This window comes from Buttiauxella ferragutiae (genome assembly GCF_022637515.1).
Lineage (GTDB): Bacteria > Pseudomonadota > Gammaproteobacteria > Enterobacterales > Enterobacteriaceae > Buttiauxella > Buttiauxella ferragutiae.
Window position 1 is genome coordinate 2,617,178 of the sequence record NZ_CP093332.1, and the last position, 18,566, is coordinate 2,635,743.

18 protein-coding genes are annotated in these 18,566 nt (G+C 49.8%); 10 read left to right on the plus strand and 8 right to left on the minus strand.

Annotated features, from left to right (window positions below; all coding sequences use genetic code 11):
* Positions 1-122: 122 nt before the first annotated feature.
* Positions 123-1,742, plus strand: coding sequence for a peptide ABC transporter substrate-binding protein (locus MNO13_RS12075; RefSeq protein WP_064546480.1), 1,620 nt, complete (start codon positions 123-125; stop codon positions 1,740-1,742).
* 61 nt (positions 1,743-1,803) lie between these two features.
* Here MNO13_RS12075 and MNO13_RS12080 read toward each other — a convergent pair whose 3' ends face one another.
* Both MNO13_RS12080 and MNO13_RS12085 read right to left on the minus strand, forming a co-directional pair.
* On the minus strand, positions 1,804-1,902 hold the full coding sequence (locus MNO13_RS12080; protein WP_157092951.1) for a YoaK family small membrane protein: 99 nt from the start codon (positions 1,900-1,902) through the stop codon (positions 1,804-1,806).
* A gap of 14 nt (positions 1,903-1,916) precedes the next feature.
* Positions 1,917-3,005: a GGDEF domain-containing protein gene (locus tag MNO13_RS12085; protein ID WP_121813537.1), complete on the minus strand. Its 1,089-nt coding sequence runs from the start codon at positions 3,003-3,005 to the stop codon at positions 1,917-1,919.
* A 218-nt stretch (positions 3,006-3,223) separates the two neighbouring features.
* Between MNO13_RS12085 and zntB the strand changes: the two genes are divergently transcribed.
* Positions 3,224-4,207 carry a zinc transporter ZntB gene (gene zntB / locus MNO13_RS12090; RefSeq protein WP_064546484.1) on the plus strand — a complete coding sequence of 328 codons (984 nt, stop codon included), beginning with the start codon at positions 3,224-3,226 and terminating at the stop codon, positions 4,205-4,207.
* 276 nt (positions 4,208-4,483) lie between these two features.
* Positions 4,484-4,633 (plus strand): proline-rich small protein YnaL, encoded by a 150-nt coding sequence (gene ynaL / locus MNO13_RS12095; protein ID WP_157092952.1) that lies wholly within the window; start codon positions 4,484-4,486, stop codon positions 4,631-4,633.
* 37 nt (positions 4,634-4,670) lie between these two features.
* On the opposite strand, the gene ttcA is transcribed toward ynaL, so the two are convergent.
* Together ttcA and MNO13_RS12105 are read right to left on the minus strand one after the other, a co-directional pair.
* Positions 4,671-5,591, minus strand: coding sequence for a tRNA 2-thiocytidine(32) synthetase TtcA (ttcA, locus tag MNO13_RS12100; RefSeq protein WP_064546486.1), 921 nt, complete (start codon positions 5,589-5,591; stop codon positions 4,671-4,673).
* Between the two features lie 228 nt (positions 5,592-5,819).
* Positions 5,820-6,110 carry a Bor family protein gene (locus tag MNO13_RS12105; RefSeq protein WP_064546488.1) on the minus strand — a complete coding sequence of 97 codons (291 nt, stop codon included), beginning with the start codon at positions 6,108-6,110 and terminating at the stop codon, positions 5,820-5,822.
* Positions 6,111-6,463: 353 nt separating this feature from the next.
* On the opposite strand from MNO13_RS12105, the gene dbpA reads away from it, so the two are divergent.
* The gene (dbpA, locus tag MNO13_RS12110; protein WP_064546489.1) at positions 6,464-7,837 is read left to right on the plus strand and encodes an ATP-dependent RNA helicase DbpA; all 1,374 of its coding nucleotides are present in this window, start codon (positions 6,464-6,466) and stop codon (positions 7,835-7,837) included.
* A gap of 47 nt (positions 7,838-7,884) precedes the next feature.
* Here dbpA and gap read toward each other — a convergent pair whose 3' ends face one another.
* Positions 7,885-8,886, minus strand: a complete 1,002-nt coding sequence (gene gap, locus MNO13_RS12115; protein WP_232885826.1) for a type I glyceraldehyde-3-phosphate dehydrogenase — start codon at positions 8,884-8,886, stop codon at positions 7,885-7,887.
* Positions 8,887-9,076: 190 nt separating this feature from the next.
* On the opposite strand from gap, the gene cybB reads away from it, so the two are divergent.
* A complete protein-coding gene (gene cybB / locus MNO13_RS12120; RefSeq protein WP_232885827.1) occupies positions 9,077-9,607 on the plus strand; it encodes a cytochrome b561 in 531 nt (176 codons plus the stop codon).
* 76 nt (positions 9,608-9,683) lie between these two features.
* Here cybB and MNO13_RS12125 read toward each other — a convergent pair whose 3' ends face one another.
* Positions 9,684-9,953, minus strand: coding sequence for a hypothetical protein (locus MNO13_RS12125; protein WP_064546494.1), 270 nt, complete (start codon positions 9,951-9,953; stop codon positions 9,684-9,686).
* A gap of 210 nt (positions 9,954-10,163) precedes the next feature.
* Here MNO13_RS12125 and MNO13_RS12130 point away from each other — a divergent pair, with 210 nt between their 5' ends.
* Positions 10,164-10,439 carry a metal/formaldehyde-sensitive transcriptional repressor gene (locus tag MNO13_RS12130; protein ID WP_064546500.1) on the plus strand — a complete coding sequence of 92 codons (276 nt, stop codon included), beginning with the start codon at positions 10,164-10,166 and terminating at the stop codon, positions 10,437-10,439.
* Between the two features lie 35 nt (positions 10,440-10,474).
* Positions 10,475-11,593: an S-(hydroxymethyl)glutathione dehydrogenase/class III alcohol dehydrogenase gene (locus MNO13_RS12135; RefSeq protein WP_064546502.1), complete on the plus strand. Its 1,119-nt coding sequence runs from the start codon at positions 10,475-10,477 to the stop codon at positions 11,591-11,593.
* 65 nt (positions 11,594-11,658) lie between these two features.
* Here the strand turns inward: MNO13_RS12135 and MNO13_RS12140 are convergent, their stop codons facing one another.
* A complete protein-coding gene (locus MNO13_RS12140; protein ID WP_083963370.1) occupies positions 11,659-11,907 on the minus strand; it encodes a DUF2554 family protein in 249 nt (82 codons plus the stop codon).
* A gap of 206 nt (positions 11,908-12,113) precedes the next feature.
* Positions 12,114-12,443 (minus strand): SMR family transporter, encoded by a 330-nt coding sequence (locus MNO13_RS12145; RefSeq protein ID WP_232885828.1) that lies wholly within the window; start codon positions 12,441-12,443, stop codon positions 12,114-12,116.
* Positions 12,444-12,752: 309 nt separating this feature from the next.
* On the opposite strand from MNO13_RS12145, the gene nfrB reads away from it, so the two are divergent.
* From nfrB to MNO13_RS12160, 3 genes are read left to right on the plus strand one after another with little or no spacing between them, the layout of a single operon-like run.
* Positions 12,753-14,978, plus strand: a complete 2,226-nt coding sequence (gene nfrB / locus MNO13_RS12150; protein WP_232885829.1) for a cyclic di-3',5'-guanylate-activated glycosyltransferase NfrB — start codon at positions 12,753-12,755, stop codon at positions 14,976-14,978.
* Positions 14,975-17,656: an NfrA family protein gene (locus tag MNO13_RS12155; RefSeq protein ID WP_232885830.1), complete on the plus strand. Its 2,682-nt coding sequence runs from the start codon at positions 14,975-14,977 to the stop codon at positions 17,654-17,656. Before nfrB ends, MNO13_RS12155 begins: the two co-directional genes overlap by 4 nt.
* Positions 17,656-18,525 carry a DUF4434 domain-containing protein gene (locus MNO13_RS12160; RefSeq protein WP_232885831.1) on the plus strand — a complete coding sequence of 290 codons (870 nt, stop codon included), beginning with the start codon at positions 17,656-17,658 and terminating at the stop codon, positions 18,523-18,525. The genes MNO13_RS12155 and MNO13_RS12160 overlap by 1 nt, the downstream gene beginning before the upstream one ends.
* Positions 18,526-18,566 lie beyond the last annotated feature (41 nt).

The following is an 18,566-nucleotide window of genomic DNA, read 5'->3' on the forward strand; positions in this document are numbered from 1 at the left end:
CACATAAATTGCATCTTGGCGGGGTGTTTTTCTTATTGGCAAAACAAGTAATTGCGCTACATTAATGGTTCGATCTGGGCAAGGTATTACTCTTACAAAAATAAACAACTAAAGGGGCACTGATGAGAAATCGGTTTCGTATCACCACTTGTGCATTAACACTTGCTTGCTCGTTTTCACAAGCCTGGGCAGCAGATATTCCTGCAGGGACTCAACTTGCCTCCGACCAGAGTCTGGTGCGCCATATCAAAGATGAGCCCGCTTCTCTGGATCCGGTAAAAGCGGTGGGATTACCAGAAATTCAGGTCATTCGCGATCTGTTTGAAGGCCTGGTAAACCAAAATGAAAAAGGGCAACTGGAGCCTGGTGTGGCCACCAAATGGCAAAGTAATGACAACCGCACCTGGACATTTACTTTACGCAATGACGCACGTTGGTCGGACGGTACGCCAGTCACAGCACAAGATTTCGTCTATAGCTGGCAGCGCCTGGTTGACCCAAAAAACACTTCACCTTTCGCCTGGTTTGCCGCCCTTGCGGGTATCAATAATGCGCAAGCTATCATAGATGGAAAAATGCCAGCCGATAAACTGGGTGTAACGGCAGTCGATGCCAGAACATTGCGCATCCAGTTGGATAAACCGGTACCATATTTCCCGAATCTGACGGCCAACTTCTCGTTCTATCCAGTACCCAAAGCAGTGGTAGAGAAATTCGGTAACGACTGGACCAAACCCGGTAATTTGGTGGGCAATGGTGCGTACACCCTGAAAGACCGTGTTGTGAACGAAAAACTGGTCGCGGTGCAGAACAAAAATTACTGGGATAACAGCAAAACGGTCATTACCCAGGTGACCTTTATTCCGATTAACCAGGAGTCGTCAGCGACCAAACGTTACCTGGCAGGGGATATCGATATCACCGAATCCTTCCCAAAAAATCTCTATCAAAAGCTGCTAAAAGATATTCCAGGCCAGGTTTATACGCCGCCACAATTAGGAACGTATTACTACGCGTTTAATACCCAGAAAGGGCCAACCGCTGATGCACGCGTTCGCCTGGCTCTGAGCATGACCATTGACCGTCACATCATGGCAGATAAGGTGTTGGGTACCGGTGAGAAGCCAGCGTGGCGCTTTACCCCTGATGTGACCGCAGGTTTTAAACCAGAACCTTCACCATTTGAGCAAATGAGCCAGGAAGAGGCCAACGCTCAGGCAAAAACTTTGCTGCAAGCGGCAGGTTATGGCCCCAACAAACCACTTAATCTGACACTGCTGTACAACACTTCGGAAAACCATCAGAAGATTGCTATTGCGGTGGCATCTATGTGGAAGAAGAACCTTGGCGTGGACGTGAAACTGCAAAACCAGGAATGGAAAACGTATATCGACAGCCGTAATACCGGCAATTTCGATGTTATTCGTGCGTCCTGGGTTGGTGATTACAATGAACCATCCACCTTCTTGTCACTGTTAACTTCTACTCACAGCGGTAATATTTCGCGCTTCAATTCGCCGGAATATGACAAGCTGATGCAACAGGCAAGCCAGGAAACAACGGATGTTGCGCGGAATAAAGATTACAACCAGGCTGAGCGAATCATTCAGGAACAGGCGCCAATCGCCCCGATTTATCAATACACCAATGGTCGCTTGATCAAACCGTGGCTGAAAGGTTATCCGATTAATAACCCTGAAGATGTCGCGTACAGCCGCACCATGTATATCGTGGCACATTAACCAGTAACACTACGCTTATCCGCGCGACTAAAAGGGCGGATAAGCCTTAGTAAACTGCGTTTCAGGAGGTTGAGGTTGCGTAGCCGCCGACAATAAACCAGGTGATGAAGACGATTGCAGCAATGATGATCGCAATAGGAAACAGAACGCCAATTTTCATTTTTATCTCATTTGTCAGTTAGAAAAAATTTGCCACTGGTTGCGGCCCGCTTCTTTGGCTTTATACAACGCCGCATCGGCTTGAGCGATAAAACGCGTTGCGTTAGTCGCAGGTGTTAAATTTGTAATACCCAGGCTTATGGTTACATAAGGTGCGACAGGCGAGGCGGCATGTTGAATCGCCAGATCCTGGATATTTTGTTGGATTCGTTTTGCCACTTCAATGGCCTGCTGCTGATTGGCTTCAGGCAGCAATATAATAAATTCCTCTCCGCCAAAACGTGCGGCAACATCATGTATTGAACGTGTTGCAGCCTCAAGGCATTTTGCAATCTTCACCAGACACTCGTCACCCGCCTGATGCCCGTAATGGTCGTTATATTTCTTAAAATAATCGACATCCAACATAATTAACGATACGGACGTACCGCATTGCTCGTGGCGTTGCATTGCTTTATCCAACAGCAAGTGGAAAGAACGGCGATTGGCAAGGCCGGTAAGCGGGTCGTGGTTCGCCAGATTCTGTAATTGCTTAATCAGTACTCTGTTTTCTTGCTCGCGGTTGATGGCTAACACAAACCAGCCGCGTAAAATCCGGCGACCAGACTCAAAAAGACAGGCCAGCAGCACGTAGAGTAAGGCATTGAGTACGGTCAGTTCTGAGGGGTAGACAAAATTACATATCAGAATCACCACCCAAATAGGCAAAGTGAAACTGAGCAACACGCGGCCATCAAAATAAAGTGAAATTAGCGCAGTGAAAATCAGTAACGCCGCGAAGGGAAAAACAATCCGTGAATCACCGCTGGCGAGAAACAAGTAAAAACAGCCCACCCATAACGCGCTGATGCACATTAGGGCTCCGTGCAGAAACTTGCTCAACCACTCCGCATATTGATCATGGGCCATACGCAGAATAAAAATTGCCGACGATGCAATAACCAGAATCAGCGCCATGATGATTTCCATAGCGGGGTAAGACTGCGTAATACTGGCCACTTGCTTCAGTGGTGAGAAATAATGACGGCCTAATATAAATAAACAGAACAATAGGTTAACCCATAGGAACCATGGGCCGCTCACGGTGATAGCGCGCTGTCGCATGCTCTTAAGGCGAAAGTCTAAATCAGGACTCTCGTTACGTCTTTCTCGCAAAGCTTATCTCCGTATGCCGCTTTGGCATTGCAATATTTAAAAAACCAACAGAAATGTAACATTATTTATTGAGCAAATTCAGCGTGTTTGCCTATTTTTCCGAGTTACATAACAAAAGAAGACGGCTAGACTAACTGCATTAATGTGGTCACACGTGGAGAAATGCAGTGGAAACCATCAAGGGACATCAGTTAATTGTGCCGGATGCTGTATTTGCCTGGCAATTGGATGGCAAAGGCGGTGTCGATAGCATCGAGAGTAACGACACTATTGATGCTGAGCATCCTGCCTGGCTGCATTTGAATTATACCCATTCAGAGAGTGCGAACTGGCTGGCGAAGACGTCAGTGCTACCAAATTATGCTCGCGATGCTCTGGCAGGGGAAAGCTTGCGCCCGCGCGTGTCACGCATAGGAGAGGGCACTCTTATCACTCTGCGTTGCATTAACGGTAGCACAGATGAACGCCCGGACCAGCTTGTCGCCATGCGTTTGTATATCGATGAACGGCTGATTGTCTCTACGCGTCAGCGACAGGTATTAGCGCTGGATGATGTGGTCAACGATCTTAAAGAGGGCGCAGGCCCGAACGACAGCGGCTCCTGGCTGGTGGATGTTTGTGATGCGCTGACCGATCACGCCAGCGAATTTATCGAACAGCTGCACGATAAAATCATCGACCTGGAAGATAACCTGCTTGACCAGCAAATCCCGCCACGCGGCTATCTTGCCCTGCTGCGCAAACAACTGATCGTAATGCGCCGTTATATGGCACCACAACGCGATGTTTACGCCCGGCTTTCCAGCGAACGCTTACCGTGGATGACCGACGATCATCGTCGCCGGATGCAGGATATTTCCGACAGGCTAGGACGCGGACTGGATGAAATAGATGCGTGTATTGCGCGTACCGCTGTGATGACGGACGAAATCGCTCAGGTGATGCAGGAAGCGATGGGGCGACGCACTTACACCATGTCGTTGATGGCGATGGTCTTTTTACCCAGCACATTTTTGACTGGGTTGTTTGGGGTGAATTTAGGTGGAATTCCTGGCGGCGGCTGGCATTTTGGTTTCAGCATGTTCTGCATCATGTTGGTGGTTCTTATAGGTGGTGTTGCCTGGTGGTTACATCGTAGTAAATGGCTGTAAAATTTAACATTTTTAACATCAGGCGGACTAAAAAAGGCGGTGATAATTGAGCGAGGTCAATAAATGGAACGTCGGTTCAAGGCACTATCTCTCTCGCAGGTGAATGCAACGTCAAGCGATGGGCGTTGCGCTCCATATTGTCTTACTTCCTTTTTTAGAATTACTGCATAGCACAATTGATTCGTACGAGCCGACTATAAGTCGGCTTTTTTTTGTCTGCGATTTGTTGTCTATGCTTAAGGAACGTGTTTCAACGGAGTACTACAGGAGGCAATCATGACTGCATATCGAAGCCTAACGATGAGCGACCCGACCTTTCCGAGTGAACCGACTCCCGTTCCAGACCCGATCCCAAGACCGCAACCACTTCCCGATCCGTTAGACCCCGACCCAAAGCCGATTATTGATCCGCCACCGCACATGTAGGGAATTCCCTCTCTCGGGCGAGAGAGGGACGAGGTGTTTATTTGATTTCGAGAATATCCAGGCGCTGCAAAGGTTGCTCGTTGTCGTCCTCTTCTGGCTGCCAGCCCACTGGTTGCATCGGCAACTCTTCGCGGTCAAAGGCTAAATCGCCGCCATCAACCACATCGGCACCATGTTGAAGACCTTTAAAGTCAAACAGTTCGGTATCACACATGTGTGAAGGCACCACATTCTGCATCGCACTGAACATGGTTTCGATACGGCCAGGGTAGCGTTTATCCCAGTCACGCAGCATATCGCCTATCACCTGACGTTGCAGATTCGGCTGCGAACCGCATAAATTACACGGAATAATCGGGTACTCACGAGCAATGGCAAAGCGCTCGATGTCTTTTTCACGGCAGTAAGCCAGCGGACGAATCACAATATGCTTGCCGTCATCGCTCATCAGCTTTGGTGGCATGCCTTTCATCTTGCCGCCGTAGAACATATTCAGGAACAGCGTCTGGAGGATGTCGTCGCGGTGATGACCCAGGGCGATTTTCGTCGCGCCCAACTCAGTAGCAGTACGATAAAGAATGCCACGGCGTAAACGAGAGCACAGCGAGCAGGTGGTTTTGCCTTCTGGGATCTTATCTTTGACGATGCTGTAAGTGTTTTCTTCGACGATTTTGTACTCAACGCCGATGCTTTCCAGATACTGGGGCAGGATATGCTCAGGGAACCCCGGTTGTTTCTGATCGAGGTTAACGGCAACCAGGCTGAAGTTGATTGGCGCGCTCTGCTGCAAATTGCGCAGAATTTCCAGCATGGTGTAGCTGTCTTTGCCGCCAGACAGGCAGACCATAATGCGGTCGCCTTCTTCAATCATATTGTAATCAGCGATCGCTTCACCCACGTTACGACGCAGGCGCTTCTGTAATTTGTTCAGGTTGTAAGTTTCTTTTTGACTGGTCATGAAGTTCTCAGGCTAAACCAACACGCATAACGCGTAATTCTGGCGTGTATGGTACGGATTAGCGCGCCGAATGCCAGCACGTTTTGCAGTAACCGCTGTTTCGGAAGAGGTATGAACATCAAGTGAAGTACGGTTGTCGTTTCAGCCAGCCTGACAATGGTCGGATAGCATCATTCTGGAAGGTTATTTTTATAATTAACTGCCGGTGAATGACACCGGCAATGATACTTATTTAGAGCAGTAAACGCGTGCATCACGTGGGGTATAGATACCAAAGGTAATAAAGCCCAGGAAACCATCGGCAAACGTTTGTTGAACTTCAGTACGAACCACTTTATCGGCACCGCCACATACAGCCGCCGCATCAACAGTTTTGGTCTGGCCAATTCCGCTAACAAAGAAGTGATGTGTCGTTGTTTGCTGTGGTTTCTCAGCAATATCTTTGTTAATTGTGAAAGTCTGCTGTGCACAACCAGATAATGCCGCTGCTGCTACTACCGCTATCATTAACTTTTTCATAACAACCCTATTTTTTATGTGTGAACTTCGCGTAGTCTCGCATTGAAATATAGGGATTTACAGCCTTGCGATTAGCTGTATGAGAATTTACTTATATTCGTTTAACCACCGTTTAATATCTGTAAATCCAAACTTATCCATTATTACCTGGTCCGTTTCGGATACCGTTTGCACAAAACACAATATTTTACCCACATCTGGCTTTATTCAATTCAGGATAGACTGCTGCAACTTAAATATAGGTCGTGCCTTTAATTGCCTTCCTTTTGCTGGAAACTGCCGCGAAGCCCCCTCAAATCTGCTAACATGCGCGCCAGACGCTGTCTGACAGCCCATTAATTGAGAGTATAACTGTGACATCTTTTTCTACCCTAAACGTTCTGCCAGCAGAACAACTCGCCAATCTCACCGAACTTGGTTACCACACCATGACGCCTGTTCAGGCGGCCGCATTACCCGCGATTCTGGCTGGGAAAGATGTCCGTGCACAGGCGAAAACTGGCAGTGGTAAAACGGCAGCATTCGGTCTGGGCTTGCTGCAACACATTGATGCCAGCCAGTTTATTACTCAATCGTTAGTGTTATGCCCAACTCGTGAACTCGCAGACCAGGTGGCGAAAGAGCTACGTCGTCTCGCGCGCTATATGCCAAATATCAAAGTGTTGACGCTTTGTGGTGGCCAGCCGTTTGGTGCGCAGCGCGACTCGCTGCAACACGCGCCTCATGTGATTGTGGCAACGCCAGGTCGTTTGCTCGATCACCTGAAAAAAGAGACCGTTAATTTAGATGCCTTGCAAACACTGGTACTGGATGAAGCTGACCGGATGTTGGATATGGGCTTTGCGGATGCAATTGACGAAGTCATCAGCCATGCGCCGCAAGACAGGCAAACGTTGCTGTTCTCCGCAACGTGGCCAACCGCCATTGCCGCTATCAGTTCTCGTGTGCAGCGCACGCCAGAAACTATCGAAATTGATTCAGTAGACGAATTGCCGTCTGTTGAGCAGCAGTTTTATGAAATCTCCCGCAGCGGCAAAATCAGCCTGTTGCAAAAATTACTCAGCAAGCATCAGCCTGCGTCTTGTGTCGTGTTCTGTAATACCAAAAAAGATTGCCAGGCCGTATGCGATGCGCTGACTGAAAGCAACCAAAGTGTGTTGGCGCTACACGGTGATATGGAACAGCGCGACCGCGATCAAACGCTGGTGCGTTTCGCCAATGGCAGCAGCCGCGTGCTGGTGGCGACCGATGTTGCCGCGCGTGGTCTGGATATCAAAGCACTGGAAATGGTCATTAACTACGAGTTGTCGTGGGACCCGGAAGTCCACGTGCACCGCATCGGGCGTACTGCTCGTGCAGGCGAAAGCGGCCTGGCGATTAGCCTGTGCGCTCCAGAAGAAGCACAGCGTGCCAGTGTGTTAGCTGAAATGCTGAATTTGTCTCTGAACTGGCAACCAGCCCCAACGGGCGGCAGCATTAAGCCGCTTGAAGCGACCATGACTACACTCTGCATCGATGGTGGCAAGAAAGCGAAAATGCGTCCGGGTGATATCCTCGGTGCATTGACCGGTGATATGGGGCTGGATGGTGCGGATATCGGTAAGATTGATGTTCATCCAATGCACGTTTATGTCGCGGTTCGTGAATCCGTTGCACGTCATGCCTGGAAGCAATTGCAGCAGGGTAAAATCAAAGGCAAATCCGTTAAAGTGCGTTTGCTGAAGTAAGTTTATAACCCTCTCCCCGCCGGATAAGCGCAGGGAGAGGGTAGCTATCACTCTTTCGCTACAGCGTCCAAAACCCGCACCAACTGAGTCACAAAACCGTATTCGTTATCGTACCAGGCCACAGTTTTCACTAACTGCAAATCACCGACCTCAGTCACTTCTGTTTGAGTCGCATCGAACACGGAACCAAAATGTGTCCCGACAATATCGGAAGAAACAATCTCTTCGTCGGTATAACCAAACGACTCATTGCCCTCGGTGGCCTTTTTCAACGCCGCATTAATCTCTTCGACCGTGACCTTTTTCCCCAGAATCGACACCAGCTCCGTGACTGAACCAGTCAACGTTGGCACGCGTTGCGCGTGTCCTTTGAGTTTGCCTTGCAGTTCAGGGATAACCAGCCCAATGGCTTTTGCCGCACCGGTAGTATGGGGAATGATATTTTGCGCGGCGGCACGAGAAGCACGCAGATCTTTGCCTCGCGGGCCGTCAACCAGCGATTGCGTACCGGTATAGGCATGAATCGTGGTCATAGTGCCGAGTTTAATGCCAAAGTTGTCGTGCAGCGCCTTTGCCATTGGTGCCAGGCAATTCGTGGCGCAGGAGGCGACGGACAGTATTTTATCCTCAGGTGTAATAGTGTTGCAGTTAACGTTGAAAACAATGGTTTTCATATCCCCCGCAGGGGCAGAAATTAACACTTTCTTCGCTCCAGCCTCCAGATGCGCACTGGCTTTTTCTTCCGAGGTATAGAAGCCAGTGCATTCAATCACTATCTCAACGCCATCTTTCCCCCATGGGATATTTTTGGCGTCTTTCTCGGCATACACCGCTATTTTCTTGCCATTGACCACCAGAGAATCGTCGGTGAAATCTACGGTGCCGTCGAAGTTACGATAGCTGGAGTCATGCTTGAGCAAGTAAGCCAGCACCTTTGGCGACGTCAAATCATTGATAGCCACAATCTCAACTTCACTTTTGGTTTCCAGAACGCGGCGCAACACCAGTCGACCAATACGTCCAAAACCATTAATACCGATTTTTTTCATGACCAGAACCTCATGTCTAACTGTTGATGGCTGCTTAAATCTTAATCAACTGTAGTGATAGTTCAGAAATGAGGGGGTGGCAAACTCCCGCTGTTAGCGGAAATGTTAGGTCATTTTAGGTGATGTTAATGATTTTCTAAGTAATTGCCGTTATCCTGGCAAAATCATTGTCACAAAGCAGGGCAGTCAAATGCGTAGCAAATACACCGCGTTACAGATAACGCTTCATTGGTTGGTTTTTTTACTGGTCGTTGGGGCGTATTGCGCGATGGAACTCAAAGGTTTTGCACCTCGTTCTTATCGGCCAATCTTTAATGCCACTCACGTCACCTGCGGGATTAGCGTGTTCTTTTTGATGGTTGCGCGCCTGCTGGTAAGGATTAAATACCGTGCTCCCGCGATTATCCCTAAGCCACACCCGGCCATCACCGGTGTGTCGCATTTGGTGCACACCATTATTTATTTGATGTTTATTACGCTGCCAATCCTCGGTTTTTTAACCGTGTACTTCAAAGGCAGTGACTGGTCGGTATTTGGCATTTCTATGCCACATGCGATGGAGCCTGATGAAGATATGGAATTCACCATCAAAAGCTATCACGAACTCATCGCCAATATTGGCTACTTCGTCATCGGCACTCATGCGTTTGCGGCACTTTTCCACCATTACGTATGGAAAGACAACACTTTGCTGCGCATGATGCCAGGCAAAAAAGAGTGAGTTTATTGGCGGGTGTCGCTTCAAACTGATGATCGGACAAAGACCACATCGAAATCATGGGGTCTTTGTTTTATCGTTAAGGGTATTCCGCGAAATCACGCTCTGATTCTGTTTGATTAACGTATTCAAAAGGCAGCAGCTTCATTATTTTCTCATCATAGTGCCATCCCTGCGCATCACGGTTGATGACGTGTCCGGGAACGAGACAACCATCTGTTACGCAACGCACCACCGCAAATTTACCATCTTCGAACGCAACTCTATGAATACAAACGGGAGGGGTCACGCGCAAACATCTTACTTCCAGAATAGAGCCTGCTATTCGTTTTTCCGTATGTCTTTTCATCTTACCCCCTTAAGTCCAAAGTCTGAGTTAAAAATCAAAGTGACATGGTGCCAGGCTTTGTAGCAGCCGATATTGAATCACCATCCATTTTAATTAGAACACCGGAATTTTCCGTGGTTCATTTTTTGTACAGTTTGATATTGGTTGTTACTGGTGTCAGGCGGGATATTTTTCATGTACCATACCCCCCTATAGTATATTGAGGTCGCTATGCCACATTCACCTGAAGACAAAAAACGTATCCTGACTCGCGTGCGGCGGATTCGCGGTCAAACGGAAGCGATAGAGCGTGCGCTGGAAAATGGCGATCCTTGCATTGCCATCCTGCAACAAATCGCTGCCGTGCGCGGCGCAGCCAACGGTTTGATGGGCGAAATGATGGAAATCCATCTTAAAGACGAACTGGTCGCGGGGGAGACATCCGAAGATCAGCGTGCTGTACGCATGGCGGAAGTCGGCCATTTAATCCGCTCTTATCTAAAATAAAACTCACACTCATCTGACGACGGAAGAAGAATAATATGAAATCACGTGCTGCTGTTGCATTCGGTCCAGGCAAGCCTCTGGAAATCGTAGAAATTGATGTTGCTCCGCCACAGAAAGGCGAAGTGCTGGTCAAAATTACCCATACTGGTGTTTGCCACACCGATGCGTTCACATTGTCGGGTGATGATCCTGAAGGTGTTTTCCCGGCGGTGCTGGGGCATGAAGGCGGCGGGATTGTGGTGGAAGTTGGTGAGGGCGTGACCAGCCTGAAACCTGGCGATCACGTTATTCCGTTGTACACCGCAGAATGTCGCGAATGTAAATTCTGTAAATCGGGTAAAACCAACCTTTGCCAGGCGGTTCGCGCCACCCAGGGTAAAGGTTTGATGCCAGATGGCACCACACGTTTCTCATACAATGGCGAGCCGATTTATCACTACATGGGTACCAGTACTTTCAGCGAATACACTGTGGTTGCGGAAATTTCACTGGCTAAGGTGAACGAACAAGCGCCACTGGATAAAGTTTGTCTGCTGGGTTGTGGCGTCACCACCGGTATCGGGGCGGTTCACAACACGGCGAAAGTAAAAGAGGGTGATACCGTCGCGGTGTTTGGCCTCGGCGGCATTGGGTTGGCGGTGATTCAGGGCGCGGTACAGGCAAAAGCGGGTCGCATTCTGGCTATCGACACCAACCCAGAAAAATTCAAACTGGCGACTGAAATGGGGGCGACCGACTGCATCAACCCTAAAGATCATCAGAAGCCGATTCAGGATGTCATCGTCGAGTTGACCGACGGCGGTGTGGACTTCAGCTTTGAATGTATCGGTAACGTGAATGTTATGCGTTCGGCACTAGAATGCTGCCATAAAGGCTGGGGCGAGAGCGTGATCATCGGCGTTGCAGGTGCCGGCCAGGAAATCAAAACCCGTCCGTTCCAACTGGTTACCGGCCGTGTTTGGCGTGGTTCAGCGTTTGGTGGCGTGAAAGGGCGTACACAATTGCCTGGCATGGTAGAGGATGCGATGGCTGGCAAAATCAACCTCGACCCGTTTATCACCCATCGCATGCCGCTTGAGCAAATCAACGAAGCATTCGATTTAATGCACGAAGGAAAATCGATTCGTACCGTTATCCATTTCGGCGATAAATAACCGATAAATTGATCTCACCGATTCCCGGTTAATTTTGCCGGCAGAATCGGTGAGAGCAATACTTTCTAAAGTTGAAAGGTCCCGGCCCGTCGCTCTTTAACGTGATAATAATGCTCACGGAAATCAGCGGCAGACTCTTCGGCGGCTTGACGGATTTCATCGCTATCAGCCTGATGGCGCAGCAACATGTCAGCACTTTTGACGACTAAATACAGGTGACCGTGAGTTTGCGCAGCCGTCTGGCCAGAGAACAAGGCCGCACCAATGACTAACAAAATCATCCCCAGTTTTGATCGTAACTGTTTAACCATCATCTTCAATCTCATTAACGTGACGGGCCCACTGTATAGATGATTTCACCTTGTGACTATTCAACTTTTAGAAATAAAACAAAAGAATTGTCAGCAGTGTAAAAGACCAGATTGTTAGCTTTTGGTTTACGATAGGTTGATTAAAGAGATGACATGCTACAACCCTTTTACCAGTGAAAAGGGCGCAGTCCAGGCATTATAAGGCAGAATTAATGAGCGACTGATTTTGAAAACAGGTTAATGACTAACACACCCAGAATGATCAGCGCCATACCTGCAAGAGCAGGCCAGTCGAGTTTCTGCCCCAAAAATATCCAGCCTACCGCACCAATCAACACGATCCCGGCCCCTGACCAAATCGCATAAATAATCCCGGTAGGGATGGTGCGCATAGTGATGGATAAACAATAAAACGCCACGCCATAAAACAAAATGGTGGTGATACTTGGCCATAAACGGCTAAAACCTTCTGATAGTTTCAGTGAGGTAGTTGCTATCACCTCGGCAATAATTGCCACAATGAGCCAGAAGTAAGTCATATCCGTTTCTCCCACAGGTATTCAGCCCGCCAATGTAAAGATCAAAGCCGTTTCTGGCAAGAACTGGCACCAGAAACCATTGCTCACTTCAAATGTCCTGTAACAATTGTAAATGTCAGCTGAAAACACTGGTTTTGTTGTTGATGGTATAATCTTTGTGATTGTAAATAAGTGCAATATTAGAGTTATCTCCTTTCTGAGTTTATCTTGTTACATTATGATACCGGTAACATATGAGGCTTTTTTGTGTCTGCATCAGCCCTCTTGTGGATGACAGTACACGGTTTCACATGACCTTTGGGGTAAAAAATGGATTGGTTTGTTGATTGCTTTTCAACCTATCTTTACGGGTTGAAAGTCATCGCTATTACTCTGGCGATATTGATGTTAATTAGCGGAGTAGATGATTTATTTATCGATGTCGTTTATTGGGTTCGCCGGGTATGGCGCTCAGCGACGGTTTACCGCAACAACGATTATCTGGACTATAAAGCCCTGTATGAGCCGCAAGAAAAGGCACTGGCAATTATGGTTCCCGCGTGGAATGAGACCGGGGTTATCGGTAACATGGCGAGATTGGCCGCCAGCTCGCTGGACTACGAAAACTATCATATTTTTGTCGGCACTTACCCTAATGACCCGTACACCCAACGCGATGTCGACGACGTTTGCGCGCGTTTTCCAAATGTCCATAAAGTGGTGTGTGCACGGCCAGGCCCAACCAGCAAAGCGGATTGCCTGAATAACATTCTCGACGCGATTTTGCAGTTTGAACGTAGCGCGCGTTTTAATTTCTCCGGCTTTATTCTGCACGATGCAGAAGACGTTATTTCTCCACTCGAATTACGCCTGTTCAATTATCTGGTCGATAGAAAAGATTTAATTCAGATCCCTGTTTATCCGTTTGAGCGCAAATGGACACATTTCACCAGCCTCAGTTATTTGGATGAATTTTCCGAACTGCACGGCAAAGATGTGCCTGTTCGTGAAGCTTTAGCGGGGCAGGTTCCGAGTGCAGGCGTAGGGACCTGTTTCAGTCGTCGAGCCGTGTTAGCACTGCTGGCAGACGGTGATGGTATTGCGTTTGACGTGCAGAGTTTGACCGAAGACTACGACATCGGTTTCCGCTTGCGTCAGAAGGGCATGGAAGAAATTTTCTGCCGCTTCCCTGTCGTGGATGAAAACGACAGCTCAGCAAAACCTTTCTTACAACGTTCGCGTACCGCCAACGTGATTTGTGTACGTGAATATTTCCCGGACACCTTTGCGACTGCGGTGCGGCAAAAATCGCGCTGGATCATCGGTATTGTCTTCCAGGGGTTTAAAACACACCGCTGGAGCCCAAGCCCGATTCTTAACTATTTCTTGTGGCGTGACCGCAAAGGGGCCATTGCCAACTTCCTCAGTTTTGCTGCGATGCTGGTGATGATGCAGCTGGTAGCGATCATGATTTATCAGCGTAGCGTTGATGGTGCGTGGCAATTTCTGTCGATCTTCGTGGGTGGCCCATGGCTGACAACCCTGCTGTGGATTAACTTCGGGTTGATGTCCAATCGCATACTCCAGCGCATGATTTTTGTCACCGGCTATTACGGGATGGGGCAAGGTTTGCTGGTGATCCCGCGTCTGTTCTGGGGAAACCTGATTAACTTTGTTGCTAACTGGCGGGCGATTAAGCAGGTTATCCAGCACGGCGACCCGCGTCGCGTTGCCTGGGATAAAACTACCCACGATTTCCCGACGGTCAGCGAGCAACGTTCCGCTCAGCCTCTGGGTTACATCCTTGTGGATTCGGGAGTGCTTACCCAGCAGCAACTTGAAGAAGCACTGCAAAACCGTATTCCAGGTCTGAAACTGGGGGGTAGCCTGGTACAACTCGGCTATATCACCGCCGAACAACTTGCGGTCGCACTCGCAAAACAGGCCGATGTGCCGATGGAATCAATAGACTCGCTGGCACTGGATCCACAACTGGTCAACAGCATCCCGGCAAAAGTCGCTCAACACCATGCGGTGCTGCCATTGCGCCTTGAAGGTGAGACACTGACTCTGGCCTGCGAAAACACAATCGACCCGGTTTCGCTTTCGGCACTAAGCCGCAAAGTTGGCCGTCCGGTTAAATACGTGGTGGTGCCACGCGGACAGGTGGTGATTGGCTTGCGCTACTGGTACGGCTCAGAGCAATTGCTCAAAGAGAAACAGATACTGGAAAGTGCGGTGAGTGAAGATCTTATCAGCCCGTCACAGGCTGATGACCTCTGGAAGCAATATGTTTCCGGTCAACTTTTTTTTGCCGAAGTGCTCACCAACGAATTCAAGCTCAACGAAGCGGTTCTGCGTGCGGTGTTATTGCGCTATGAGCGTAGCGATTTGATGTTTGGGGAATTCCTGGTGCAAGAAGGTGTGGTCGACCAAAACGTGGTCAGTCGCGCACTGGAACAGCAAGATAAACTGCAACCGTCCCTCAGCCAACTGCTGCAAAATGCCGGTATCACTAAGTTACAACAGGCGCGCCTGGCTAGGGAGGTGTTATGAACATCCGCCTGAATCCGCTGGCCATGTTGATATGCGGTACATTACTCGCAACGCCTGCGCTCGCTGCAGAAGAAGGATCAAAACAAGACCTGGGCTTGAGCGATTACCGCTATTTCAAGGTTTACCCGCATATCGAGCGGGCGCATCAAGCCATGAAGGTTAACGATGAAACGCGCGCCTTGAGCAGTTTTGAACATGCGCATGAAATGGCGCCTGACAGTGTGCGTCTGACATTATGGTTGGCAGAGGCTTACCGTCATTTTGGTCACGAAAAGAAAGCGCAAGCTTTACTGAAACGTGAGCTCAAGACAAATCCGCAAAACCCTGATTTGCAGCAAGCCCTGGCGGCGATTCCGGTTGCCGAGCAGCAAGTGAAATCCCTCAGCCAATTGCAGGAGTTGCAGAAGAAATGCGATGCCGAGCCTACGGTGGATTGCCGCAGCAAAGTAGGGAATTATGCGGTCAAACTCAACCAGTTAGACATCGCTCGCGCCCAACTGTCTGACCCTCAATTCCGTCACACCAAAGCCGCGCAAGCGTTAACGGATAACTACATCCAGCGGGCGATCTTCAGGCATCAGTGGGCGGCCGCCGACCAGGGTTTTGCACTGTTGGATAGCGATGCCACCCTGAGCGAGGCGCAGTACCAGCAATGGTTTGCCATTTTACTGCATATGCAGCGCGACCAGCGGATCCTCGATTTGCAAAGTCAGGGTGTGATGAACAGCCCTGGTATGCAACTGGCGTATGCTCAATCGCTGGCTGAACGTAACGCGCTGGCACCACTGCGCCGTTATCTCACCAGCCATAAGCCGGAGTTCACCAACCCTGCCGAAGAGCGTAACTGGCTACGGTTACTGGCAACCTACTGCCAGGACCCGGGTAACACGGTTGCCCATTGGCCGGTCAAACACCCAGAAAACCAACAGTATGTGTTGTCGACCTTGGTCCCCATCCGTATCCAACAAGGCGACTGGCAAGGAGCCAACGCGCTGCTCAGTAACTTCCCGGACGATCAGGGACTTGATCAGCGCCTGGCGTTAAGTTTTGCGCGAAAAGACACGCAAGCCAGCATGGAGTTGATCCGCAAAATTAGCCAAATGCGTAGTCTGTCCGCGCAGGAACTGGAAACCGCCAGCTACCAAATGGTGGCTATGGGGCAGGAGCAAGCAGCCACCGAATTGCTGTTGAACTACTGGCCGTTTGAACAAGCCGGTAAGTTGCAGGATTCGCTCTCAACGCGTTTGTACAGCCAGCTTGCGGCGCATCCGCAGTGGTTGTCTGAGGAAAATAAAGCGCGGTTGCAAAAACCGTTACCGACAGCCACGCAGCGCATGGCTCAGGCTCGCGTGTTCCAGGGCGCAGAAAACTGCCCGATTGTGCGTAATTTATTAGGCGATTTGTCGCCACAATATGACGCGGAAAGCTGGTCACATCTGGCGCAATGTTATCCATTCCAGCCAGGTCTTGCTCTGCATGCCGCGCAACAAGCGGCAGCTCGCGATCCGTCACCTTACTACCAACGGCAAGTGGCTTATCTGGCGTATACCGCGGAAGATTATCAGTTAGCACAGGCCAGCTGGGCGCGCGTTCCCGCATCAGAAAGACCGAACCTGAAAACTGACTCAGCACCAGAAATGGATGATGCGGCGCGTGGCTTTGCGCTACTGACGCAAGGCAAACATTCTGAAGCCCGCGATGCGCTGGAAAAAGCCCGCGCTTCTCAACCCGACTCGCCCGAAATCCTGCGCCAACTGGTGTATCTCAACGAGCGACTGGACGATAAACCCAAAACTCGCGAGTACAGCGAGCGGGTAGTCGATGACATAGATAACACTCTCACACCACAGCAAACGCTCAACGAACAGCAGAAAAAAGACCGCTTTGAGTTCCGCCGCACCCACGAAGACAGCGAACGCCGCTGGACTTTTACCTGGGACGGTTCATTCGGTTTAACGCCTGACTCGCTGAACAGTTCGGGCAGCAGCAGCGGCGTACAGCCGAATAAAAGCTACCGTAGCTATCAGCAGTTTGAGGCGGAGTACCGCATCGGTAAAAACCAAATTGTCGACGGTGACCAGCTCTCGGTTTACAGCCGTCTGTTCGCGGGCAGCAGCACTGAAAGCGACCATAACTTCATGCCGCTGTATGAGCCGATGTTAGGGATTGGCGTGCGCTGGAAACCGTTGCGTGACCAGGTTATCTACCTGGCGGCTGAACAGCAGATCCCGTTAGATAAGGCGCATGGCGAAAGTGACCTGATGCTGCGCGCGAGTGCGTCGTTCTTCAACGGCGGTAAATACAGTGATGACTGGCATCCCACCGGTAATGGCTGGATGGCACAAAACCTGTATCTTGATGCGGCACATTACGTGAAAGCGGATTATCAGCTTTACACCGCGGATTACCGAATGAGCTGGCATCAGAAAATCAATCAACACCAAACCATTGAGCCTTACTGGCACGCGCAGTACAACGCCAACACGGGCGACCCATACCAGGACAATACGCTGGGTGGCGTTGGGGTGCGGTTAAATACGTGGTTTGGGCAAACGCATTACGACGCGTTCCCGCATAAAGCGAGCGTCGGGCTGGAATACCAGAGAGTATTTTCCGGCCACAACCGCGATACTAATTCCAAAAATAATTTGTTCCTGACGCTGGGAGTGCGCTGGTAATGAAGAAAATACTTCTGACAACAACGCTACTGCTGGTAGTGCCTTTTGCCAGTGCGATGAATGCCGTGATGTATCAGCCGCAACTGCGCGATACCACCGTTTCCGACGCGCAGTGGCAAAGCGTATTGAGCAAACTTAAAGGGCAGGGAATTGATACCCTGGTCTTGCAATGGAGCCGTTACGACGATGCTTTCACGGGCGGGGAGTCTCGCGCCTGGCTTGAGCGTAAAGCGCAACTCACCACCGCAAGCAGCCTAAAACTGGTGATTGGTCTGGCAGCTGATGGACAGTTTTTCGAACGCCAAAAACAACCAATGCCCGCACTGGAAAACTATCTCAACCACTTGCGCGCCAACGACGTTGCCGTGGCAAAACGCTGGGTTGAAGTACTGGGTGAGCAGGCGATTTCTGGCTGGTATATCAGCAGTGAACTCGATGACCGACGCTGGCGCACCCCGCAAATGCAGCAAGTTGCGGAAAACTGGATGAACAACACGCGTTTGTCGTTGGCCGCTGTCGCGGATAAACCGGTTGCGGTCAGTAGCTTCTTTGCCGGAAACATGACGCCGGACTCATACCGTAAATGGATAACCACCCTGAACCATAGCGGTGTGAAAGTGTGGATGCAGGACGGTGCGGGAACGCAAGTGCTGACGGAAACTGAGCGGGCGTTGTATCTGCAAGCGCCATCTGCCGGAAAGGTCATAGAGCTATTCCGCCAGGATAAGCAGGCCGAAACCTTTAAAGCGCAACCCGCTCCGGCGGCGTATCAGCAGAAATTGTTGTCGACCCCTGTCCCGCAGGGGCAGGACAGAATTTTCTTCTCATTGCGTTATATGAGTGCGGCCAACGGGGTGTTGGCCAAATAGCTTTGGTTTTGTCGGGTGGATAAACGCTAGCGTCATCCACC